Annotated in this window: 21 protein-coding genes; 11 read left to right on the top strand and 10 right to left on the bottom strand. The window is 61.9% G+C overall.

Annotated features, from left to right (window positions below):
• The first annotated feature begins 416 nt into the window (after nt 1-416).
• From AB4048_RS13640 to AB4048_RS13630, 3 genes are all read left to right on the top strand, one after another.
• A complete protein-coding gene (locus AB4048_RS13640) occupies nt 417-1,523 on the top strand; it encodes a porin (protein ID WP_442202498.1) in 1,107 nt (368 codons plus the stop codon).
• A gap of 146 nt (nt 1,524-1,669) precedes the next feature.
• Nucleotides 1,670-1,888: a hypothetical protein gene (locus AB4048_RS13635; protein ID WP_442202497.1), complete on the top strand. Its 219-nt coding sequence runs from the start codon at nt 1,670-1,672 to the stop codon at nt 1,886-1,888.
• A gap of 169 nt (nt 1,889-2,057) precedes the next feature.
• Nucleotides 2,058-2,459 carry a Rap1a/Tai family immunity protein gene (locus AB4048_RS13630; RefSeq protein WP_442202496.1) on the top strand — a complete coding sequence of 134 codons (402 nt, stop codon included), beginning with the start codon at nt 2,058-2,060 and terminating at the stop codon, nt 2,457-2,459.
• A gap of 331 nt (nt 2,460-2,790) precedes the next feature.
• Here the strand turns inward: AB4048_RS13630 and AB4048_RS13625 are convergent, their stop codons facing one another.
• Both AB4048_RS13625 and AB4048_RS13620 read right to left on the bottom strand, forming a co-directional pair.
• On the bottom strand, nt 2,791-3,051 hold the full coding sequence (locus AB4048_RS13625) for a hypothetical protein (protein ID WP_442202495.1): 261 nt from the start codon (nt 3,049-3,051) through the stop codon (nt 2,791-2,793).
• A 111-nt stretch (nt 3,052-3,162) separates the two neighbouring features.
• Nucleotides 3,163-4,380, bottom strand: coding sequence for a LysR family transcriptional regulator (locus AB4048_RS13620; protein ID WP_442202506.1), 1,218 nt, complete (start codon nt 4,378-4,380; stop codon nt 3,163-3,165).
• 310 nt (nt 4,381-4,690) lie between these two features.
• Here AB4048_RS13620 and osmF point away from each other — a divergent pair, with 310 nt between their 5' ends.
• The 4 genes from osmF (at nt 4,691) to AB4048_RS13600 (ending at nt 8,546) form a co-directional block, all read left to right on the top strand.
• Complete coding sequence (gene osmF, locus AB4048_RS13615) at nt 4,691-5,599, top strand: glycine betaine ABC transporter substrate-binding protein OsmF (RefSeq protein ID WP_442202494.1); 909 nt, start codon at nt 4,691-4,693, stop codon at nt 5,597-5,599.
• Nucleotides 5,600-5,680: 81 nt separating this feature from the next.
• Nucleotides 5,681-6,838 (top strand): ABC transporter permease, encoded by a 1,158-nt coding sequence (locus AB4048_RS13610; RefSeq protein WP_442202505.1) that lies wholly within the window; start codon nt 5,681-5,683, stop codon nt 6,836-6,838.
• Nucleotides 6,835-7,791: an ABC transporter ATP-binding protein gene (locus AB4048_RS13605; protein WP_442202493.1), complete on the top strand. Its 957-nt coding sequence runs from the start codon at nt 6,835-6,837 to the stop codon at nt 7,789-7,791. Before AB4048_RS13610 ends, AB4048_RS13605 begins: the two co-directional genes overlap by 4 nt.
• Complete coding sequence (locus AB4048_RS13600; RefSeq protein ID WP_442202492.1) at nt 7,788-8,546, top strand: ABC transporter permease; 759 nt, start codon at nt 7,788-7,790, stop codon at nt 8,544-8,546. The genes AB4048_RS13605 and AB4048_RS13600 overlap by 4 nt, the downstream gene beginning before the upstream one ends.
• A gap of 84 nt (nt 8,547-8,630) precedes the next feature.
• On the opposite strand, the gene AB4048_RS13595 is transcribed toward AB4048_RS13600, so the two are convergent.
• On the bottom strand, nt 8,631-9,023 hold the full coding sequence (locus tag AB4048_RS13595; protein ID WP_442202491.1) for a PRC-barrel domain-containing protein: 393 nt from the start codon (nt 9,021-9,023) through the stop codon (nt 8,631-8,633).
• A 265-nt stretch (nt 9,024-9,288) separates the two neighbouring features.
• On the opposite strand from AB4048_RS13595, the gene AB4048_RS13590 reads away from it, so the two are divergent.
• From AB4048_RS13590 to AB4048_RS13580, 3 genes are all read left to right on the top strand, one after another.
• On the top strand, nt 9,289-10,986 hold the full coding sequence (locus AB4048_RS13590) for a long-chain fatty acid--CoA ligase (RefSeq protein WP_442202490.1): 1,698 nt from the start codon (nt 9,289-9,291) through the stop codon (nt 10,984-10,986).
• A 181-nt stretch (nt 10,987-11,167) separates the two neighbouring features.
• Nucleotides 11,168-12,793: a glucose-6-phosphate isomerase gene (gene pgi / locus AB4048_RS13585; RefSeq protein WP_442202489.1), complete on the top strand. Its 1,626-nt coding sequence runs from the start codon at nt 11,168-11,170 to the stop codon at nt 12,791-12,793.
• Between the two features lie 129 nt (nt 12,794-12,922).
• A complete protein-coding gene (locus AB4048_RS13580) occupies nt 12,923-13,720 on the top strand; it encodes an alpha/beta fold hydrolase (RefSeq protein WP_442202488.1) in 798 nt (265 codons plus the stop codon).
• A gap of 19 nt (nt 13,721-13,739) precedes the next feature.
• Here AB4048_RS13580 and AB4048_RS13575 read toward each other — a convergent pair whose 3' ends face one another.
• Entirely contained in the window at nt 13,740-14,666 is a 927-nt protein-coding gene (locus AB4048_RS13575) for a carbohydrate kinase family protein (RefSeq protein WP_442202487.1), read from the bottom strand.
• 129 nt (nt 14,667-14,795) lie between these two features.
• Nucleotides 14,796-15,485 (bottom strand): orotate phosphoribosyltransferase, encoded by a 690-nt coding sequence (locus tag AB4048_RS13570; RefSeq protein WP_442202486.1) that lies wholly within the window; start codon nt 15,483-15,485, stop codon nt 14,796-14,798.
• Nucleotides 15,486-15,885: 400 nt separating this feature from the next.
• Here AB4048_RS13570 and AB4048_RS13565 point away from each other — a divergent pair, with 400 nt between their 5' ends.
• Entirely contained in the window at nt 15,886-16,809 is a 924-nt protein-coding gene (locus AB4048_RS13565; RefSeq protein WP_442202485.1) for a GGDEF domain-containing protein, read from the top strand.
• A 43-nt stretch (nt 16,810-16,852) separates the two neighbouring features.
• On the opposite strand, the gene pyrC is transcribed toward AB4048_RS13565, so the two are convergent.
• From pyrC to AB4048_RS13540, 5 genes are all read right to left on the bottom strand, one after another.
• On the bottom strand, nt 16,853-17,893 hold the full coding sequence (gene pyrC / locus AB4048_RS13560; protein ID WP_442202484.1) for a dihydroorotase: 1,041 nt from the start codon (nt 17,891-17,893) through the stop codon (nt 16,853-16,855).
• An 82-nt stretch (nt 17,894-17,975) separates the two neighbouring features.
• Nucleotides 17,976-18,323, bottom strand: a complete 348-nt coding sequence (locus tag AB4048_RS13555; protein WP_442202483.1) for a DUF805 domain-containing protein — start codon at nt 18,321-18,323, stop codon at nt 17,976-17,978.
• 84 nt (nt 18,324-18,407) lie between these two features.
• A complete protein-coding gene (locus AB4048_RS13550; protein ID WP_442202482.1) occupies nt 18,408-19,034 on the bottom strand; it encodes a nucleoside triphosphate hydrolase in 627 nt (208 codons plus the stop codon).
• Nucleotides 19,031-19,813, bottom strand: a complete 783-nt coding sequence (locus AB4048_RS13545) for an ATP-binding cassette domain-containing protein (RefSeq protein WP_442202481.1) — start codon at nt 19,811-19,813, stop codon at nt 19,031-19,033. Before AB4048_RS13545 ends, AB4048_RS13550 begins: the two co-directional genes overlap by 4 nt.
• Nucleotides 19,814-19,815: 2 nt before the next feature.
• Nucleotides 19,816-20,880: an ABC transporter permease gene (locus AB4048_RS13540; protein WP_442202480.1), complete on the bottom strand. Its 1,065-nt coding sequence runs from the start codon at nt 20,878-20,880 to the stop codon at nt 19,816-19,818.
• Nucleotides 20,881-21,023: the final 143 nt, after the last annotated feature.

Raw genomic sequence — 21,023 nt, 5'->3', positions numbered from 1 at the left:
TCAGATCACTTGCGTAACGCCCTGTCCGTCGGCCATATTGGCGACGGGTGAAATCAGTCCAGCCCATTGCAGTTTCCTCGAATCCTAAGCAAATCCAAGGGAATCACAACTGGCTGATTTCACTCAATTCTTTTTCGGTCAGGCTCTAATTAAGGGAGGAAACAGCGGCGCTATAGCTCTTCCGCCATGCATTTGGACCTCCGAGGCGAGATCGCGACGGCGGGTTTCAAGAAGACCAACCTGTGCCCTTTATGTAACTTTAATTTAGAACTTACAGATATTCTGGCGTTGCATAGAACGATTGGCTTGCCTCGCCCACGCGTCGTGCTCAAACTTTCCGGCGAAAGCCTTGCTTCTGTTTTGAGAATCGAGAGGGTTCGCCCCGAGACGACTGATCGGCATGGAGTTGAGCGACGATGACCATCAAACGCCTTCTTCTCGGTGTTTCGGCGAGCCTGCTGGCCGCCTCGGGCGCCCACGCAGCTGATGCCGTCATCGCCTCGGAACCGGAGCCGCTCGAATACGTCCAGATATGTCAGGGCTACGGGACGGGCTACTTTCTCATCCCCGGCACCGAGACCTGCCTCAAGGTGGGCGGCAAGGTCCGCGCCGAAGCCCAGTGGTACGACCCCTACGATCCAACCTCTGACTTCGGAACGCTGCGGCGCGACCGGGCGGAACTCTATGTCGACACGGGGACTGACACGGAGTACGGCGCTCTCAAGACCAACGCCATCTTGCGGTGGGAATGGGAGGAAGGCCAAAGCACAACCGAAAAGTTGCTGTTCGCGAACATTTCGCTCGGTGGATTTACCGTCGGAAAGCTCGATTCGCAGTTCATTTCCTATACGGACTATGCCGGCAACGTCGCCAATGACGACGTGATCTATGACGGGCCCTACGAACTCAACCAAATGACCTATGCCTACGACGCCGGCAACGGCTTCACGGCCATGCTGTCGTTGGAGGATTCGAATTCCAGCGACAATGCCACCTATTTCGGCGATGAAGACCGGGCGGCCACCCATGACTGGGTGACGTCCAAGGAAGACCATTATTCGCCGGACTTTGTGGCGGGTCTTGGCTACAAGTCCGATGCTTGGGGTTTGAAGCTGGTCGGCGGCTATGATTCCCTGGTCGAAGAGGGCGCGATCAAGGCTCGCCTCGACATGGCCTTCGGCGAGTTCAAGGTCTTTTTCATGGGCGGCTGGAACACCGACGGCGACAAGCTCAATAAATACGCCGGGACGAATTTGAGCGGCAGCGCCTGCCCGGACGACCGCACCGACTGCGGCTGGGGCGATTGGGCTCTGTGGACCGGGTTCACCGCGCCGATCACCGACAAGCTTTCCGGAAACGCCCAGTTCGCCTATACCGACACGAAGATTTTCGCCGCCACTGCAAACCTCCAATGGACCCCGGTGAAGGACTTCATGCTCCAGCCGGAAGTCTCCTATACCAACTGGGACGCCATCAACAACGATCAGTGGTCGGGGCTGTTGCGTGCAGAGCGGGTCTTCTGAGCCTAACTGCTCAAACGTCTTTCCCAAGCAGCTTCCAACTTCGCGCTCGCCTTGCTCACGGGGCAGGCTCACCCAATGGAAGTATTGAACCTGCGAGGAGAGAACCCATCCTTAAATCGCGGTCATATCAGTGGGGGTGAGATACAATGACAATCTACGAAGAGACTCGCAGGATAGACTGCGAGAATGCCGTGGGGCGTCGCCTTGTTGTCATCGAGCAGAGGAAGTGGCTTTCCATTGCACCAGGGGCACAGGTCCGCGTCCCGGTCTTCGACTACATGACCGAGGACGGGCAGATCGCAAACAGGCTCGACGATGAGAACTTCCTTTTGCTCATGACGGATGAGGTTTTTCATCGCGCCTGACGGTGATTGCTAGCCGCCCGTTTTCATGGACCCTTCGGAGCACGGCATCCAAAGGACGGTTTCGTCGCGCTGTCTAGGCCGAGGGAGCGATGTGCATCCACCACCCCTCGCCTTCTTTAGCAAACGCTGTATGCTTTCACGGGACTCACGCCAGCGCCAAGAACTCTTCATGCCGAAACCGACATTTCTTCTCGTCGCAGCCCTCGCCTTTCCCCTTTCCGCAAGCGCCTATGACGCTCAGACTTTCGTGAGCGGCGAAATGTTGCGGGGATGGTGCGAAAACAATCGCGATGCCGCCGCCATCTACGTGATGGGTTTCAACGATGCCACCGAACGCACGAAGCAGCGCATCGTCGATGCGTCGCGGCGCTGGCCGGAGCGCTCCTCGCAGAACGAGGAGTTGCGCTTTTACGCCATGGGCAGCTTCTGCCTGCCCGGTAAGCTGTCGGTTACGCACGCGACCGAAGTTGCCTGCAATTGGCTCGAGAGCAATCCCGCGAAGGTCTCTCAGCCCGCCGCGGCTCTACTGCCGCAAGCCTACAGGAAAGAGTTTCCCTGCCTCGCCGAATAGCCGATTTCGACAGGCGTCGCAGCTCGAATTCGCGGCATGCGACCCGCGCTTCCATGCCGTGTTAACGTTTTTTCCAGTATAATCCTTTCGGATTAGTTGACGTAAGGTTAGCACTGTCTAAATTGATGGCGCGGGGCTGGGACCTTCCCGCGCAAGGGGCCGCCGCAACAGAGCGGCGCGGGCAGTGGCGGCCTCTTGCTTTTCGCGCTTGAGCGGATGCCATCCCACCAAAATAATCCTTACAAATCATGTATTTACTGCTTAATAGCAAGCGGCGCCATCAGTTTGGCACCGCTTACCTGGTATGGCTTTGGCTCCATCCGCCGGCGGGTTACCAGCGGCGGTCGCGCCAGTCGTCATGGTACCCTCGCGGGTGATGATGGCCGTAGTAGGCGCGATGCTGGTAATAATCACTGCGATGAGCGTAACGGTTGTGGTTCCAGCCATGGTCCCGATAGTGATGATCCCCCAAAACTATGACAACTCCGGAACTTGACCGATGATCGCGATGCCAGTCGTTATCTGCCTGGGCGAGCGGCGCGAAAGACAAAAGCGTGGTTGCCGCGGCAAGCGCGGTGATGAGAATTTTCATTGTACTTCTCCTTGGTGCCGGCGGGAGGAGCCGGCTTGGACAGGATTGACGTTTACGTCATCTGCGATATGGACAAGGTGGTAACGTGCCGGCCGCTTGGTTGTTCCCGGCCTAGACCGGAGCGGCGCCTATTGCGCTCGATATGGCGTCATCGAGGCGCAGTATGTTCGATACCGCCTCCCGCATGAGGCGGGCGGCATCGACCGCGGCTTTGCGGCCGTTATGCGCAATGTAGTAGGAGATCGGCAATGGCTGATCCAGATCGACGATGCGCACTCGGTTCGCGATCGGCTGAGCGCTCACGCGTCCGAGAAATGACAGGTAGCCGTGATTGGCGACCAGATCGACGATGACAGGCAGCGAGTCGGCAGCGGTGATGTCGCGCCGCTCGGGACTGCGGCCATAGCTGAAAGCCATCGCGGCGTCGCCGATGCCGGTGCGGGCGCTCGGCAGGCAGAGCGGGTGTTTTATAAGGAGCTCGGCCAAGGCCAACCCCTTGCTGTCGAGCGGTGCGATCGCCACCATATCGGTCGCGACCAGTTCCTCGTGGCCGAAGGCATCCAGGCCGAAGACCGAATCGAGAATGGCAACGTCGATGTGGCCCGATTTCAACGCTTCGCGCAGATCGTCCGCCGTCATCGACACCAACGAAATCGAGCTGCGATTGCCGCCTGCGCCCCAGAGCGCGACCAGCATGCCAAGCGAGCGCGCCACCCAGCTTTCCGAGCCTGTCGGAATTATCGAACCGATGCGAACCGTGCGTGCCGTGCGCTGGAAGCGCTGGTCGGCAGCCGCTTTCATCTCGTTCCAGGCGAGGCGAATGGAAGCAAAGACGGTCTGGACCTTTTGCCCCGTTTCCGTCAGCACCGAGCCCTGGACCCGCCTCTCGAACAGGGGACAGCCGAACAGATCCTCCAGGTTGGCGATCTGAAGCGACAGCTGCGGCTGACCGAGGCGAAGCCTGCGTGCGGCGCGGTTGATGCTGCGCTGGTCGGCCACCTCGAGGAAGCGCTCGATCGTTGCAATCTTTAGGGAAAGTCTCGAGGCCCATGAAGCATATGCCTCGGGCGCGGGCGGATCGGCGATGAGCCCGGCAAGCTCCCGCATGGCGGAAAGGATGGGCTGCAAGCCCTTTCTGACCTTCGCGCTCGCCAGCAGGGTCGCAAGCTCGCCCGAAGCGCGCTCCACCAGTTTCAGGGCAAGCGCCGTCTCAAGCTGCCTGAGCGCGTCCGACACGGTGGAAGCCGAGCAAGAGAGCTCGCGGGCGGTCCCGCGGATCGACTTCAGGGTGAAGACCCTGTCGGCAACGAACAACGCGCCAAGATGCAATAGGGCCATCCTCGTTATGGCCGGACGAGCGGCCGGGGTGTCGTCGCCGCGGAGGATAGGATGTGTGCGGACAAAAAGATATCCCGCGTCGACGGCGAACCGGTTTAGCGTGAAATCGGCAAAGAAAACAAAAACAAACCGCTGCAGTGCACAAAAAAGCAATGGTCTTTCGCGAAGCCGGCAACCGTCCTTGCCATACTCGCGATCGTCGCTGCGAGGAGGGATGGACCAACTCGGCATCGATTTTTGCGATCGCCGCGCTATCTCCCCGCCGCAGCAAAGTTTTTTAATCGGGATTGAGGAAAGCATCATGTTCAAGACTTTCGCCATAGCCGCTTCCGTCGCGGTTTTCGTCGCGGGCAGCGCCAATGCGGCCGACGTCGTCGTTTCTTCGAAGATCGATACGGAAGGCACGCTGCTCGGCAACGTCATCGTGCTGGCGCTTAACGCCAACGGTATCAAGACGCAGGACCGGGTCGCGCTCGGCACGACGCCCGTGCTGCGCAAGGCGATCACCGCCGGCGAAATCGACATCTATCCGGAATATACCGGCAACGCCGGCTTCTTCTTCAACAAGCCGGAGGATGCGGCCTGGAAGAAGCTGGACGCCGGCTATGATCTGGCGAAGAAGCTCGACTACGACGCCAACAAGATCGTCTGGCTAACGCCTTCGCCGGCCAACAACACCTGGGCGATCGGCGTGCGCAGCGACGTTGCCGGCCCGAACAACCTGAAAACCATGTCCGACTTCGGCAAATGGGTTGCCGGCGGCGGCAAGGTGGTGCTGGCGGGCTCCTCGGAATTCGTCAACTCCGCAGCCGCCCTGCCTGCCTTCCAGACCACTTACGGCTTCAAGCTGAAGCCTGAGCAGATGATCGTGCTCTCCGGCGGCGACACGGCGGCGACGATCAAGGCAGCCGCCGAGCAGACCAACGGCGTCAACACCGCGATGGTCTACGGCACCGACGGCGCGATCGAAGCGGCCCAGCTCACCGTGCTTGAGGACGACAAGGGCGTCCAGCCGGTTTATGCCCCGACCCCGATCATCCGCGAGGCGGTGCTCAAGGACAATCCGAAGATCGAGGCCGTGCTGGCACCCATCTTCAAGAGCCTTTCGGCAGAAGAGCTGCGCAAGCTGAACGGCCGCATCCAGGTCGATGGCGAACCGGCGAAATCGGTGGCAGAATCTTACCTCAAGGAAAAGGGCTTCCTGAAATAGGCCTGGCAATCGTCTGCCGTCCCTGCATTGGGGCGGCAGGCAACAGGAAGCCGACCGATGGAACTCTCCCCAATTCAAGATATGCGCGCCACGCGCGCCATCGACAGGCTCGGCGTCGTGCTAACCGCCGCCGGCGTCATCGCAACCGCCTTCATGCCCTTCATCATCGTCAAGGCAAATCGCATCGTCGCCGGAAAGCCGATGTTGCTTACGCAACTTCTCGGCCAGCCAGTCGCCCTTGCTCTGTTGGTCCTGCTGATGGCGACGGCGCTGGCGGCACTCTTCTTGCGTGGCGACCGCGCGCGGCTCGCCGTTGCAACGCTCGCTCTAGCGCTGCTCCTGCTGACGATCGGTCTCGTCTCCACGGCGGCAACGCCCCCCGGCAGCACTGCGGCGCGCATAACGCCCGGTGGCGCTTTCTGGGCGTTGCTCGCTGTGCTTGGTCTGCTCGCATCCGATGCACTGGTGAAGCTGCGGCTTACACCGTGGATGCGGATCGCGGCCCTCGTCTTTTACGGCGCGCTGCTCTTTTCTTTTCTGGTATCCGGCGTGCTCGACAGCCTGTCGATCATGAAGGAATTCGCCACGCGTGCCGATCAGTTTCGCAACGAGGCGGTCGGCCACCTGTTGCTTGCGTTCGGATCGGTCGCCATCGCGATCATGCTGGCGCTGCCGCTGGGCGTTCTCTGCTTCTGGGTGCCGAAGCTGCGCGCGGTCGTGCTGCCGACCTTGAGCCTAATCCAGACGATCCCGAGCCTTGCGCTCTTCGGCCTTCTGATGCTGCCGCTCAGCTATATCGCAACGCATGTGCCGCTCGCCGCAAGTCTCGGCATTCGCGGCATCGGCACAGCCCCGGCGCTCATTGCGCTCGTCCTCTATTCGCTGCTCCCGATCGTGGCGAATACCGTGGTCGGGCTTGGCGGCGTGGATCCTGCGGTGCGGGATGCCGCGGCCGGAATGGGGCTGACGCGCTGGCGGATTCTCACCGGCATCGATCTGCCGCTCGCCTTCCCCGTTATCCTTACCGGCATCCGGGTGGTGCTTGTGCAGGCGATCGGCCTCGTGACGGTGGCGGCCCTCATCGGCGGCAACGGCTTCGGCATCTTCATCTTCCAGGGGCTGGGCCAGACCGCCATGGACCTTGTGCTCCTCGGCGCCGTTCCAACCGTGTTCCTAGCCTTCTCGTCGGCCGTCATCCTCGATGCGGTCATCGACAGCCTCCATGGATCGAACCCATGACCGCACATGAGACGATGATTGAAATAGAAGGCGTGACGAAACGCTACGGCGAGACTGTCGTCGTCGAAAATGTCAGCCTGTCGGTTGCGAAGGGCGCGATCGCCGTGATCGTCGGCACCTCCGGTTCGGGCAAGTCGACTCTCGTCAGGACGGTCAACCGGCTCGTACCGATGACGGGCGGAAAAATCTCCGTCGGTGGCCGCGACATCATGAGCATGCCGGCAACCGAATTGCGCCGCGGCATCGGCTATGCGATCCAGGGACACGGGCTCTTTCCGCACCGGACTGTCGCGGCCAACATCGCGACGGTGCCGCAGCTTCTCGGCTGGCAGAAGGCACGCGTCGACAGCCGCGTCGACGAACTGCTTACCCTCTTCGAACTCGATCCGGCGGTTTTTCGCGGCAAGTACCCGCATGAGCTTTCAGGCGGCCAGCAGCAGCGCGTCGGCGTTGCCCGCGCGCTCGCGGCCGAGCCGGAGGTGCTGGTGATGGACGAGCCGTTCGGCGCGCTCGATCCTGTCATTCGCGGCAAGGCGCAGGACGACCTCCTTGCCATCCAAAAGCAGTTCGGAACCACGGTCATCCTCGTCACCCACGACATGGACGAGGCGTTTCACCTCGGCGACATGATCGCAGTCATGAGTGGGGGTCGGCTCCTCCAATATGCGACGCCGGAAAAAATCCTCACCGAGCCCGCCGATCCTTTCGTGCAGCAACTCACCGGCACTTCGGACCGGGCATTGAAGCTGATGTCGTTGTCGCCGCTGAAGCAGGCGATGGAACCGGCCCGGCCTGGTCTGGCCCGCAGCCTGTCGCAGGACCTCAGCCTCCGTGACGCGCTTGCGGAAATGATCTGGAACGGTGTGGACGAGGCAGCTGTGGAGAACGAAGCCAAAGCCCCTGTTGGATCGATCTCGATGCGGCGCCTGCTGCAGCTGGGCAAGCGATCATGAGGTTTGCAGCCTATATCTTCCGTCTCCTGGGACTGGCGCTGCTCTTCGTGCTCCTGTTTAGGACCGAGTGGCTTACGCCGCTGTTGAAGCCGCTCACCAATTTCGACGCCCCCCCGATCTATACGCAGAACAGCCTTGCCGCACTTGCCGCGGGCCACCTGGAGCTGGTCGCCGTTTCCATCCTCGGCAGCGCCATTCTCGCGGTCGCCGCCGGCATCTTCGTCACGCGCAAGAGCGGCGCCGAATTTCTGCCCCTCTCCCGCGCGATCGCCAATGCCGGCCAGACCTTTCCGCCGGTGGCCGTGCTGGCGATTGCCGTGCCCGCGACGGGCTTCGGCATGGCGCCGACGCTGATCGCACTGTTCTTCTACGGCCTGCTGCCGATTTTCGAGAATACGGTTGCCGGCGTGCAGCAGGTTCCGCCCGCCGTTCTCGACGCGGCCGACGGCATGGGCATGAGCGGCCGCCAGCGGCTGTTTTCCGTCGAGCTTCCGCTTGCCCTGCCACTGATCCTGGAAGGGCTGAAGATCGCGACCGTCATCAATATCGGCACGGCGACGATCGGCTCCACCGTCGCCGCCAAGGGATTGGGCGAGGTCATCATCGCGGGGCTGATCTCCGACAACACCGCCTTCATTCTGCAAGGCGGCCTGATCGTGGGGCTCATGGCCGTTCTCATCTATGATGCGATGGGCCAGATCGAGGCTGCGATCACCCGGAGGATCGGCTTGCGCTCCTCTGAGGTTGACCGCTGAAGCGTGCCATTTTTCCGGCTCCGATGCGCGGGCCAAGAAAGAGCCCCGCTCAGACGAGCGGGGCCGAAGAGGATGACAATCCATCTAGATCCAGTAAGGCGAGATACCGTAATAGTCGTAGACCTTGCGGCCGTTGTCTCGATACCAGTTCTCGCTTTCGTCGGTGAAACGGGGAGCGCCTTGGACCTCTTCCTTTGTGAGATCGACGCGGTAACCGTCGAGCTCTTCGTCGTAGCGCAGCTTTTCCCACGGCAACGGGTAGTGGTCCTCGCCCACGCCCAGGAAGCCGCCGAAACTCAACACCGCGTAGGCGACCTTGCCGCCGCGCTTTTCGAGGATGATGCGCTCGATATGGCCGATATGCCGGCCGTCAGCACCAAATACGCGGGTCCCTTCCACCCGGTCGCTGGCGATCAGGGTTGGCGTGTCTTTTACGTAGGGGTCGCGGCGTGCGACGTCAGCATTCTCGTGCAACATGGTGCACCTCCTGTCTTCGTTGTTTTCGTGGTATTTCCACATTGAACCAACGTGTCGCCGCCTGGATGGTTCCTGTTTTTTTCGAGGGATATCCGCTCCTGATAGCGCAATCATACTGTTGACGCTTACGTCAAAGTCATTATAGATCTCTTCTTGCTTGAACCCTTCGGGCAAGAGCATAAGCTGCCACGCAGCGAAAGGTTGGAGGACTTTTCGACGGAGCTCGTCTAGGGGGCCGTGGCAACGCGTCAGGGAGGACCACTGCATGAATACCGTCTCCATCCAACCGGGTCGCCGAGCTGCAGACCGGATTTGGCTTGCCTCCTATCCGCCGTCGGTGCCGGCGGAACTGCCGCCACACCCGCACGCCTCGGTTGCGGAGCTCTTCGAGCAAAGCTGCAAGCGCTACGCCGAGCACGTCTCCTTCTCCAGCATGGGTAAGTCGATCAGCTATCGCAAACTCGAGCTCGAAACGCGCAAGATCGGCGCGTGGCTGCAGAGCCTTGGGCTCAGCAAGGGCGACCGCATCGCGGTGATGATGCCCAACATCCTGCAGAATCCCATCGTCACCTATGGCATTCTCAGGGCCGGTTTGGTGGTGGTGAACGTCAACCCGCTCTATACGCCACGCGAGCTGGAGCATCAGCTGCGCGATTCCGGCGCCAAGGCAATCTTCGTCCTTGAGAATTTCGCCCATACCGTGGAGCAGGTTCTCGCCCACACCGACATACGCCACGTCGTCGTGACCTCGCTTGGCGACATGCTGGGAGCCAAGGGGCATCTCGTCAATTTCGTCGTGCGCAAGGTCAAGAAGCTCGTGCCCGCATGGTCGATCCCCGGCCATGAAAATTTCCGCCGCGTGCTTGCCGAAGGTGCGCGACTGCCGCTGAAACCGGTGAAGCTCGCAGGCAGCGATATCGCCTTCCTGCAATATACCGGCGGCACGACCGGCGTGGCGAAAGGGGCGATACTGACGCACGCGAACCTACTTGCCAATCAGCAGCAGCTCGTGCTCTGGTTCGACTCGGCCTACCAGAACAAGCCGCGCCCTGAAGTGCTGACCTTCGTGTGTGCGCTGCCGCTCTATCATATCTTTGCGCTCACCGTGAACTCGCTGATGGGCCTGTCGGTTGGCGCTCACAACGTGCTGATCGCAAATCCACGCGACATTCCGGCCTTCGTCAAGGAACTGGGCAACCATCGCTTCGATATCTTCCCTGGCCTCAACACGCTCTTCAACGCGCTGATGAACAATCCGGATTTCGCCAAGCTCGACCTCAGCCATGTCAGCACGCTGGCGGGCGGCATGGCGGTGCAGCGTCCGGTCGCCGAGCGCTGGCAGAAGATGACCGGTGGCTGGATCACAGAGGGCTACGGGCTTTCCGAGACCTCCCCCGTCGCCAGCGCCAATCGCTTTGACACCCCGGAATTCACCGGCACGATCGGCCTGCCCATGCCTTCGACGGATATCGACATCCGCGACGAGGAAGGCGCCTCGCTGCCGCTCGGCGAAGTCGGCGAAATCTGCATCCGCGGGCCGCAGGTCATGGCGGGCTACTGGCAGCAACCGGCCGAAACCGCCCGCGTCATGACCTCCGACGGTTTCTTCCGCACCGGCGACATGGGCTTCATGGACGAACGAGGCTACACCAAGATCGTCGACCGCAAGAAGGATATGATCCTGGTCTCCGGCTTCAACGTTTATCCGAACGAGATCGAGGAAGTGGCGGCCATGCATCCGGGCATCCTCGAAGCAGCCGCCGTCGGCGTTGCCGACGAGCATTCCGGCGAAGCCGTCAAGCTCTTTGTCGTGCGCAAGGATCCGGCCCTGACCGAAGCCGAGGTCAAGGCGCACTGCACGGCAAACCTCACCAATTACAAGCGGCCGCGTTTCGTCGAGTTTCGCAACGAACTGCCGAAATCGAACGTCGGCAAGATCTTGCGCAAGGAACTGAGGGGCTAGGCCTTGCGCATCGTCTGATCGCCGCCGCGGTCGGATCGCAGCGTCGGGTGGCGTTACGCCATCCGACGCTGCCAACTTTTTTGCAGACCGCTTTTTTGCATTTGGCGGGTATGCGGCCTTGATTTGGGCTCGTCATAGCGACTAGCTTTCCGCCACCCTCTCCGAACCGCAAGGAGCTCCCATGCAGGCGATCGTCGAAAAACTGAAGAGCAGTGCCGCAGCGACAAAGGCAACCGACATACGGGCTGCCTTCGCGGCAGACGCCAGCCGCTTTTCCCGCTTCAGCGCATCGCTCGACGATCTGCTGATGGACTATTCGAAGACGGCGGTGAACGAGGAGATCATCGACCTCCTCCTGAAGCTCGCCCACGCCCGCGGCGTCGAGAGCAAGCGCGACGAGATGTTTGCCGGCAAGGCGATCAACTTCACCGAAAACCGCGCCGTGCTGCATACCGCGCTGCGCAACCGCACCAATACGCCCGTGCTCGTCGACGGCAAGGACGTGATGCCGGACGTCAACGCGGTGCTTGCCGCCATGGGCAAGTTTGCCGACGGCATCCGTTCGGGCACGCTGAAGGGCGCGACGGGCAAGGCGATCACCGATGTCGTCAATATCGGCATCGGCGGCTCCGACCTTGGTCCTGTCATGGCGACGCTGGCGCTTGCCCCCTTCCATGACGGACCACGCTCGCATTTCGTCTCCAACATCGACGGCGCCCACATCGCCGAGACACTGAAGCTCGTCTCGCCGGAAACCACGCTCTTCATCATCGCCTCGAAGACCTTCACCACCGTCGAGACCATGACGAACGCCCAGACGGCACGCGCCTTCATCGCCAAGGCGCTCGGCGAACAGGCGGTGAAGCACCATTTCGCAGCCGTTTCCACGGCACTCGACAAGGTCGCCGCCTTCGGTATCGACAGCGACCGGGTCTTCGGCTTCTGGGATTGGGTCGGCGGCCGCTACTCGATCTGGTCGGCGATCGGACTGCCGCTGATGATTGCCGTCGGACCGGAAAATTTCGGCAAATTCCTCGATGGCGCCCATGCCATGGACAACCATTTCCGTCACGCGCCGGCCAGGGAAAACCTGCCGATGCTGCTCGGCCTCATCGGCTTCTACCACCGTAACGTGCTCGGCTATCCGACGCGAGCGATCCTGCCCTACGACCAGCGCCTACTGCGCTTTCCCGCCTACCTGCAGCAGCTCGATATGGAATCGAACGGCAAGGGCGTCACCGTCGATGGCACGCCGGTCGACGGCAATTCCGGGCCTGTGGCCTGGGGTGAGCCCGGAACCAATGGCCAGCACGCCTTCTACCAGCTCATCCACCAGGGAACGAGCGTCATTCCCGCGGAATTCATGATCGCCGCCAACGGCTTCGAGCCGGATCTGCGCCACCAGCACCAGCTGCTGATGGCAAACTGCCTGGCGCAGTCGGAAGCTCTCATGAAAGGCCGCACCTTCGCCGAGGCGAAAGGCCAGCTGACTGCCAAGGGCATGGACGACGCCCAGGCCGATTTCATCGCCCCGCATCGCGTCTTCACCGGAAACCGCCCCTCGATCACCTTCGTCTACGAGAAGCTGACGCCATACGCTCTCGGCCGGCTGATCGCACTCTACGAACACCGCGTCTTTGTCGAGGGCGTCCTCTTCCGCATCAACTCCTTCGACCAGTGGGGCGTCGAACTCGGCAAGGAACTGGCGACGGGGCTGCTGCCGGTCGTCGAAGGCAAGGAGAGCGCCGCCTCCCACGATTCCTCGACGCAAGGGCTGGTCGCGGCGCTGACCAAGCAGGCGAAGTAAAGCTTGAACGATCGCAATCCCCCGCTGCTCATTTCGACGGCGGGGGATTTTTTGTTTGCGCCGCTGTCGAAATTATCCTCCGCCATACGTCAAACCTGAGGCTGACTAGGAATTGGACCGGAAACGATCATGACCGACGACGAGCTGAAAATCTTCGATGAGCGCGGCGCCCCCGCCCTACCGCCCGCCAGCGAGGAAGGCCTCGTTGAGAACGACGGCGCCAGCATCTGGTTTGCGAGCTACGGCTCGGGGCCGGCAGTCGTGCTTCTGCACGGAGGCCTCGGAAACAGCGGCAATTGGGGCTATCAGGTCCCGGCATTCGTCGCATCCGGCAGGCAGGTCGTCGTCATCGATAGCCGCGGCCACGGGCGCAGCACGCGCGACGAAAAGCCCTACCGATACGAGCTGATGGCATCGGATGTCCTTGCCGTCATGGACCGCCTTAGCCTCAGCAAGGTCACGCTCGTCGGCTGGAGCGACGGCGCTTGCACCGCGCTGATCCTTGCCGACCGGCACCCTGAGCGCGTCCGCGGCGTTTTCTTCTTCGCCTGCAACATGGACCCCGGCGGCGTCAGGGAATTCGTGCCGACCCCGGTCATCGATCGCTGTTTCAACCGCCATCGCAAGGACTACCAGGCGCTCTCCCCGACGCCGGACGGGTTCGACGCCTTCGTTCGCGACGTCGGCAAGATGATGGGGAGCGAGCCCAACTACTCGGCGGACGACCTCGCCGGAATCCGGGTGCCGGTCGCTGTCGTCATCGGCGAGAAGGAGGAATTCATCAAGCCGGAGCATGCGGCATATCTCGCGCGCAGCATTCCAGACGCCGAACTCGTGCTACTGCCGGAAGTCAGTCATTTTGCGCCGGTGCAGCGGCCTGATGCCTTCAATCGCGAAGTGCTCGTTTTCCTCGACCGGCTCTCTTGAGGTAAAGGCGGAAAACCGCTCAGAGCCCGATCTCATGCGCCCAGGGCGGATTTGCGCCCGCGCGGGAAACGGTGACCGCTGCGGCCTTGGCGCCGAGCCCCAGCGCGTCGCGGAGCGCTTTTTCGTCGAGTGAAGCGACCGCGGCCTTCGTCAGCAGGTTGTTCATTTTCAGCGAGGCAAGGATGCCGGCGTCGAAGGTATCGCCCGCTCCGACCGTGTCGACCACGCTCACACGCTCGCTCGGCACGGTCACCTTCAGCGACCGGGTGTAGCCCTCGGCACCTTCAGCGCCCTTGGTGATGACGACGAGCTTGGCGCCCTGGTTCAGCCAATGGGCCGCCAGTGCGTCGTGATCGCCCTCGATCCCGAACCAGGCCAGATCCTCATCGGAGAATTTCAGGATGTCGGACATCGCCGCCATGCGGCTGATACGCGCCATGTGAGCCTGCTTGTCCTTGATGAAGCCGGGGCGGATGTTCGGGTCGAGCGAGATGACGCGGCGCGCATGCTCGCGGTCCATCAGCGCCTCGTAGGTGGAGCCGCAAGGTTCGGGAATGAGGCTGATGGCGCCGAAATGCAGCGCCTCGCAACGATCGTCCAGCGTAGGCAAATCGGCTTCGGTGATCATGCGCCCGGCTGTCCCCTCGTCGTAGAAGGCATAGGTTGCCTGACCGTTGACGAGCTTGACGAAGGCGATCGTGCTCGGCCGCGAAACGATGGCGCAAGGGGTGAGGTCGACCTTGCTCGCCGTCAGCGTCTCACGCAGGATCTCGCCCATCATGTCGTCGGCAAGGCCGGTGAAGAAGGCCGTTGCAACGCCGAGGCGGCCAAGCGCGATCGCGGTGTTGAAAATCGCGCCGCCGGCATAGGGCGCGAAGCCCTTCTCGCCCTGCGTGGTTTCGCGAGGCAGCATGTCGATCAAAGCTTCGCCACAGCACAATATCATTTCCGGCCTCCCAAAGAGCGGGTCTCTATTTCCGAACACTCAAATCGATTAGATAAGTTTGCGTCAAAAGCAAAGCAGTACAAACAAGATCGGCAGAAAGCACCCAAAAGCCGCAGCCGCGATCCGCGGCTACAGCGCCGCCACTCCGCCGTTTCTGGCCGACCACGCGAGCGGCGCGTTGAGGAAGGCCTCGACCTCATTCAGCGTGTTGTCGTCGAAAAGCTGTTGCGCCTTGGCGACCTCAAGCACCTCGCGCCAGGTAGCGATGTGGTGAAGTCTGACCTTGCCCCCGGCAAAGCGCTCCTCCGCCTCGGAGAAGATGCCGTAGTAGAAGAGCGCGATGCCGTGATCGACCACGCCGCCGGCTGCACGGATCGCGTCGATGAACTTGAACATGCTGCCGCCGGCCGTCGTCAGGTCCTCGATGACCAATACGCGGGCGCCTGTCGGCATCTCGCCCTCGATCTGGGCGTTGCGGCCGTGCCCCTTCGGCTGCTTGCGCACATAGATCATGGGCAAGCCGAGACGGTCGGCCAGAAGAGCCGCAAACGGAATGCCTGCAGTTTCGCCGCCGGCCACGCAATCGAACTGTTCAAAGCCGGCATCCTGCATCAGCACGCTTGCGGCGAAGTCCATCACCGTCGAGCGGATGCGCGGAAACGAAAGCAGCTTGCGGCAATCGATATAGACGGGGCTCGCAATGCCGGAGGCATACTTATAAGGCGTCGCGGCGTTGAAATGCACGGCCTTGATCTCCCACAGCATCTTCGCCACCAGCTCCGCCATCACGGCGCGGTCGGGAAATGTTGTCTGGATCATCGGGCTCTCCTTCGGCTCTTCGGACTATAGCGTGCTTTCACGGGCGCAGGGTTCACCTGCGCATGATTCTCGCCTCAGACCGCTCTCATTTGCGGTTTGATATCATCGGGCAATAGCAGTCCGCGCCGCATGTTTCCAGACCGGAAATACGGCGTCGCAGCGACAGGGCGTGGCGCAAGCGGGTTCCGTCGCCTCTGACTCAAACCCGCGCTTTCCAGTGTCCACAGACTATTCAAACTTCCGCAACATCTGCCATTTATAGATTTTCACCGCGTTACTGAGGTCGTGCAGCGCAATTCTTCCTAAAATCGTTAAAATTTAAGTATTTCGATTAAGAAGTCAGTCTCTCCTTCGGTCGTACCCTTCATCATCGAATCAAGGCAACCGAAGGAAGAGCGGAATGATTCCTGCCATATCTGTTGCACGTGAAAAACTGGCGTCGTCGCTGGCGCTGAAGGTGTTGGCGATCTGTATCGCCGCCACGAACATCCCGCTGCTGGTTCTGGTCCTCAGTCTGTGGGCCAAGTATGCCGGGACGTCGCTGCCGCTTATGCCGCTGATGCTGGTTGCCACCCTGCTCGGAACGGCGCTGTGCCTGGTTTCGGTGTGGCAGCTGATCCGGCCGCTTCACCGGATCGCGGCGACCATAGAGAATTACCGCGACAACGGTGAGGTCTTGTCCGTGGCATGCAAGCGCACGGATACGTCGGGGGCGGCCGTCAACGGCGTTGCAAAACTGATCGTCGAACTCGACGCCACGCTGTCGCAGCTGCGCCGGCAGGCGACCACGGACGTGCTGACGGGCCTCGGCAACCGCCGCTGGCTCTCCGATCTCGGCACGATGGAGGTCGCCCGCGCCATCCGTGAGAAGAGCTCGCTCAGCGTCGTCGTCCTCGACCTCGACTTTTTCAAGACGATCAACGACGAGTTCGGCCACGATGTCGGCGACCAGGTGTTGATGATGACCGGCATGACGATCCAGAACGGCCTGAGGCCCTACGACATCGCCGCACGCATCGGCGGCGAGGAATTCTGCGTGGTCCTGCCCGGCGCGAACCTCGAGCAGGCGACCAACATTGCCGAGCGGCTGCGCATAGATCTGTCCGCAAGGAGCGTCGGGCCCATTCCCGCAGGTAGGGTGACCGCGAGCTTCGGCGTCTACCAGGGCGATCCCGAAAACGAGACGCTGAAGACGATGATGACGGCTGCCGACGAGCTGCTCTATGCCGCGAAGCATTCCGGTCGCAACCAGGTGCTCGCCAGCGCGGTTCCCCGCTCCGCCAATGTGACGGTGCCCGAACAGAGCGAGCGGACCGCCGGATGACATCAGGCGCCGCCCTAAGGCGGCGGTGCCTTTACGCGCTCGCCTAAGGCTGCACGTCCCAGTGCAGCGGGAACATCGGATCGAAGACCGTGACCGGGCCGGCGCCGGTCTCGATCCTTGCCGGAAACGAAACCGATTCCGGACGCCGCACGAGCGTGATCGTTTCCTCGTTCGGCTGAAGGCCGTACCAGGCCGGCCCGTTGAGCGAAGCGAAGGCTTCAAGCTTGTCGAGCGCACCCTCCTGTTCGAAAACATGTCCAAGGCAGCTCATCGTGTTGATCGATGTGTAGATGCCGGCGCAGCCGCAGGCGCACTCTTTCAATGGGTCCACATGCGGCGCCGAATCGGTGCCGAGGAAGAAGCGCTCGTCGCCGCTCGTGGCCGCCGCACGGAGCGCGAGCCGATGGCTTTCACGTTTGGCGACCGGCAGGCAATAGTAATGCGGGCGAATGCCGCCGACCAGGATGGCGTTGCGGTTGATGATGAGGTGGTGCGTGGTGATCGAGCCGGCGAGGTTGGCCCTGGCCGACTTGATATAGTCGATGCCGTCGGCGGTCGTGACATGCTCCATCGTCACCTTCAGCTCCGGAAGACGCTGGCGAAGCGGATCGAGCACGGTTTCGATGAAGACGGCCTCGCGGTCGAAAATATCCACTTCCGGGCTCGTCACCTCGCCATGGACGCAAAGCGGCAGCCCGATCTTGGCCATGCGCTCCAGAACGGGCATTGCCTTGTTGAAGTCGCGCACGCCTCCGTGGCTGTTGGTCGTGGCGCCGGCGGGATAAAGCTTGACGGCGGTGATGAGGCCGCTCTTCTTGCCTTCCTCGACGTCGTCGGGATTGGTGTTCTCCGTCAGATAGAGCGTCATCAGCGGCTCGAAGCGGTCGCCCTTTGGCAATGCCTTCAGGATGCGTTCGCGATAGGCGGCGGCATCGGCCGTGGTGACGACGGGCGGCACGAGGTTCGGCATGATGATCGCGCGGGCAAAATGCCGGCTGCTATCGCCGATCACGCCCTCCAGCATGGCGCCGTCGCGCAGGTGCAGGTGCCAGTCGTCGGGGCGGCGGATGGTGAGCTTCTGCATGAAATCGATCTCCAGAGGGGATACCTCGGCAGTTGGCACCCACGCGCCGCCATTACCATCCGCGCAAGGCTCCTGACAATCCTCAGGCCCGCGGGCCGTAGCGGTTTTCGCCGGCCGTTCCCTCCGTCGCATACCAGAAGATCAAGACGATCGCCCCGATCAGCGGGATGGCGCCGATGAGGATCCACCAGCCCGAGCGGTCGACATCGTGCAGGCGTCGCACGCTGACGGCGACCGCCGGAATGAGCAGCGCGAGCGAATAGAGCGCACCCAGCGCGTCGTTGCCGAAAATCGCCCTGCTGAGGATATCCGCGACCCCCGACGCAACGACGTTGAACAGGAAAAACCACCAGAATTCGGAGCGCCGGGCGCGCCCGCTGAAATCGGCATACTTCGAAAAAACAGATGATACGGCTTCGCTGAAATTCATGTGAGCCCCACGTCGGAAGTTCGAACACGCGCAGAAATTGCCGCGATTCTCGGGCACTTGCAACATGCTCGGGAATTGCCGGGATCAGGCGATCGAAAGCGTCAGATCGGCGCGGCGGCGGTTTTCGAGGATGAGCCGGCCGTTCGGAAGGTCGTTGCCGTAGACTTTGGCGCTCGCTTCGTCCTCGCTGAGGCGGTATCCGCGCCAGCGCGCCCAGAGCCGCTCTTCCAACACCTCCATCGGCGGCGCGAGCATGATCGAATAGTCGAAGACGCCGTCGAGTCTTGCCCATTGCCCCTGGTTGAAAAGCAGATAGTTGCCCTCGACGATGATAAAGCGGTGATCGGGCGACACGACACGGGCAGAGGCGATCGCGATCTCGCGCGACCGGTCGAACACCGGCACCAGCACCTCTTCCTCGGCCAGTTGCACCGCCTTGACGATATCGAGAAAGGCTCGGACGTCGAAGCTTTCCGGCACGCCCTTGCGGGCAAGCAGCCCCTTTTCGATCAGAACGGCATTGTCCATGTGAAAGCCGTCCATCGGCAGCACCTCGGCGCTTTCGCCCGAGGCACGCAAAGCCTCCGCCAGCCGGTCGGCGAGCGTTGACTTGCCCGCCCCCGGTGGACCGGCGATGGCGATCAGGAAGCGCCGGGCATCGGCGGCGCGTTCAAGGATCTGATGCGCCAGCCCTTGAACCTCTTGCGTCATGCAGCCACGGTCTCCGCCGGCACGGCCTTTGCGCCCGTCATGAAAGCGACGGCGTCCGACATGGTGTAGTCCTTGGGATTGATGACGGTCAGCCGCCGCCCAAGCCGGTGGATATGAATGCGATCCGCCACCTCGAAGACGTGCGGCATATTGTGCGAGATCAGCACGATCGGCAGACCGCGCGCCTTGACGTCGAGGATCAGTTCCAGGACCTTCCGGCTCTCCTTGACGCCGAGCGCCGCCGTCGGCTCGTCCATGATGACGACCTTCGACCCGAACGCCGCCGCACGCGCCACCGCCACGCCCTGGCGCTGGCCGCCCGAGAGCGTCTCCACCGCCTGGTTGATGTTCTGGATGGTCATCAGCCCGAGTTCGGTGAGCTTGTCGCGGGCTCGCTTCTCCATCGCGGGTCGGTCGAGCATCCGCAGCCAAGAGCCCAGGATGCCCGGTTTGCGGATTTCCCGACCAAGGAACATGTTGTCGGCGATCGACAGGGCCGGCGACAGCGCCAGGTTCTGATAGACCGTCTCGATACCGGCCTCGCGCGCCTCCATCGGTGATTTGAACAGCACCGATTTGCCCTCGAGCGTTATCTCTCCCTCATCGGGAATGACCGCGCCGGAAATCGCCTTGATCAGCGAGGACTTGCCGGCGCCGTTGTCGCCGATGACAGCCAGGATCTCTCCCGGATAGAGATCGAAATCGGCGTGATCGAGGGCGGTAACGCGACCGTAGCGCTTGACGAGGCCGCGGGCTGCAAGAAGGGGTTCGCCAGCCATGATTACACCGATACCTTTCTGATCCATTGGTCGATAGCGACGGCAGCAATGATCAGCACGCCCGTCAAGAGGACCTTCCATTGCGGATCGGCACCCAGCATGTTGAGCGCCATCGAAACTACGCCGACGATCATGGCGCCGAAGAGCGTTCCGAGGATGGACCCACGGCCGCCGAACAGCGAGATGCCACCGATGACCGTCGCGGTAATCGCCTGCAGGTTATAGTCGGTAACGGCGGACGATGGAGAGATCGAGCCGTTGCGGCCAATGGAAACCCAGGCGGCGAAGGCTGCGATCAGGCCGGACATGCCATAGACGGCGAGCAGCACCTTCTTGGTCTGGATACCGGAAAGCTTGGCGGCTTCCGGATCGTCGCCGACCGCGTAGACGTGGCGCCCCCAGGCGGTATGATTGAGCACGTACCAGAGCCCGACGACGAGCAGAACCATGGCGATGACGCCGAGGGTCAGTACGGCGCTACCGAGCCTGAAGCTTGTCGCGAACAGGTGCAGCAACGGCGCCTGTGCGTCGACATCGGTGTCTCGGATGGTTTCGTTGGCCGAATAGATGAAGTTCGTCGCCATGACGATGTTCCAGGTGCCGAGCGTCACGATGAACGGCGGCAGCCTCATGTAGGCGACGAGGAAACCGTTGAGAAGCCCGAACAGCGTGCCGGCGGCCATGCCGATGGCGACCGCGATGATCGTGGGAATTCCATAGGTGATCGCGCAATTGCCCATGATCACGGCGGAGATTACCATGATGACACCGATCGACAGGTCGATGCCGGCGGTCAGGATGACCAGCGTCTGCGCCGCGCCGAGGATGCCGACGATGGCGATCTGCTGCAGGATCAGGGTCAGCGTGTAGGACGAGAAGAACCGCCCGCCGATCGCGACACCGAAAATGATGATCGAAAGGACCAGCACGATCAGGGGCACCGCCGCCGGAGTGGAATGCAGAAAATGCTGTATGCGCTTCAAAAGGGACGTGTGCTGCTGTTCGAATGACGCAACTGCCTTGTCGCTGCCGTCAAGGACTCGTTCGAATTCCTGAGCTCCGGTCATGTTTCCTCCTCCGCGTCCGCGCCGAACCGCGCGCGGAAACCACCACCTCTACTGACCACGGGCTTTGGATGGCCGGGCCGCCGGCGGCAACTGATCGTCCGTCGAAACCGGCCGGGGATCAATCCCCGGCCGGCATAGCGTTA

Origin of the sequence: Rhizobium sp. RAF56, from assembly GCF_052113965.1 — a bacterium.
Classification (GTDB): Bacteria; Pseudomonadota; Alphaproteobacteria; order Rhizobiales; family Rhizobiaceae; genus Rhizobium.
Note: the sequence above shows the minus strand (reverse complement) of the source record. Positions and strands in the feature narration are given on the sequence as shown.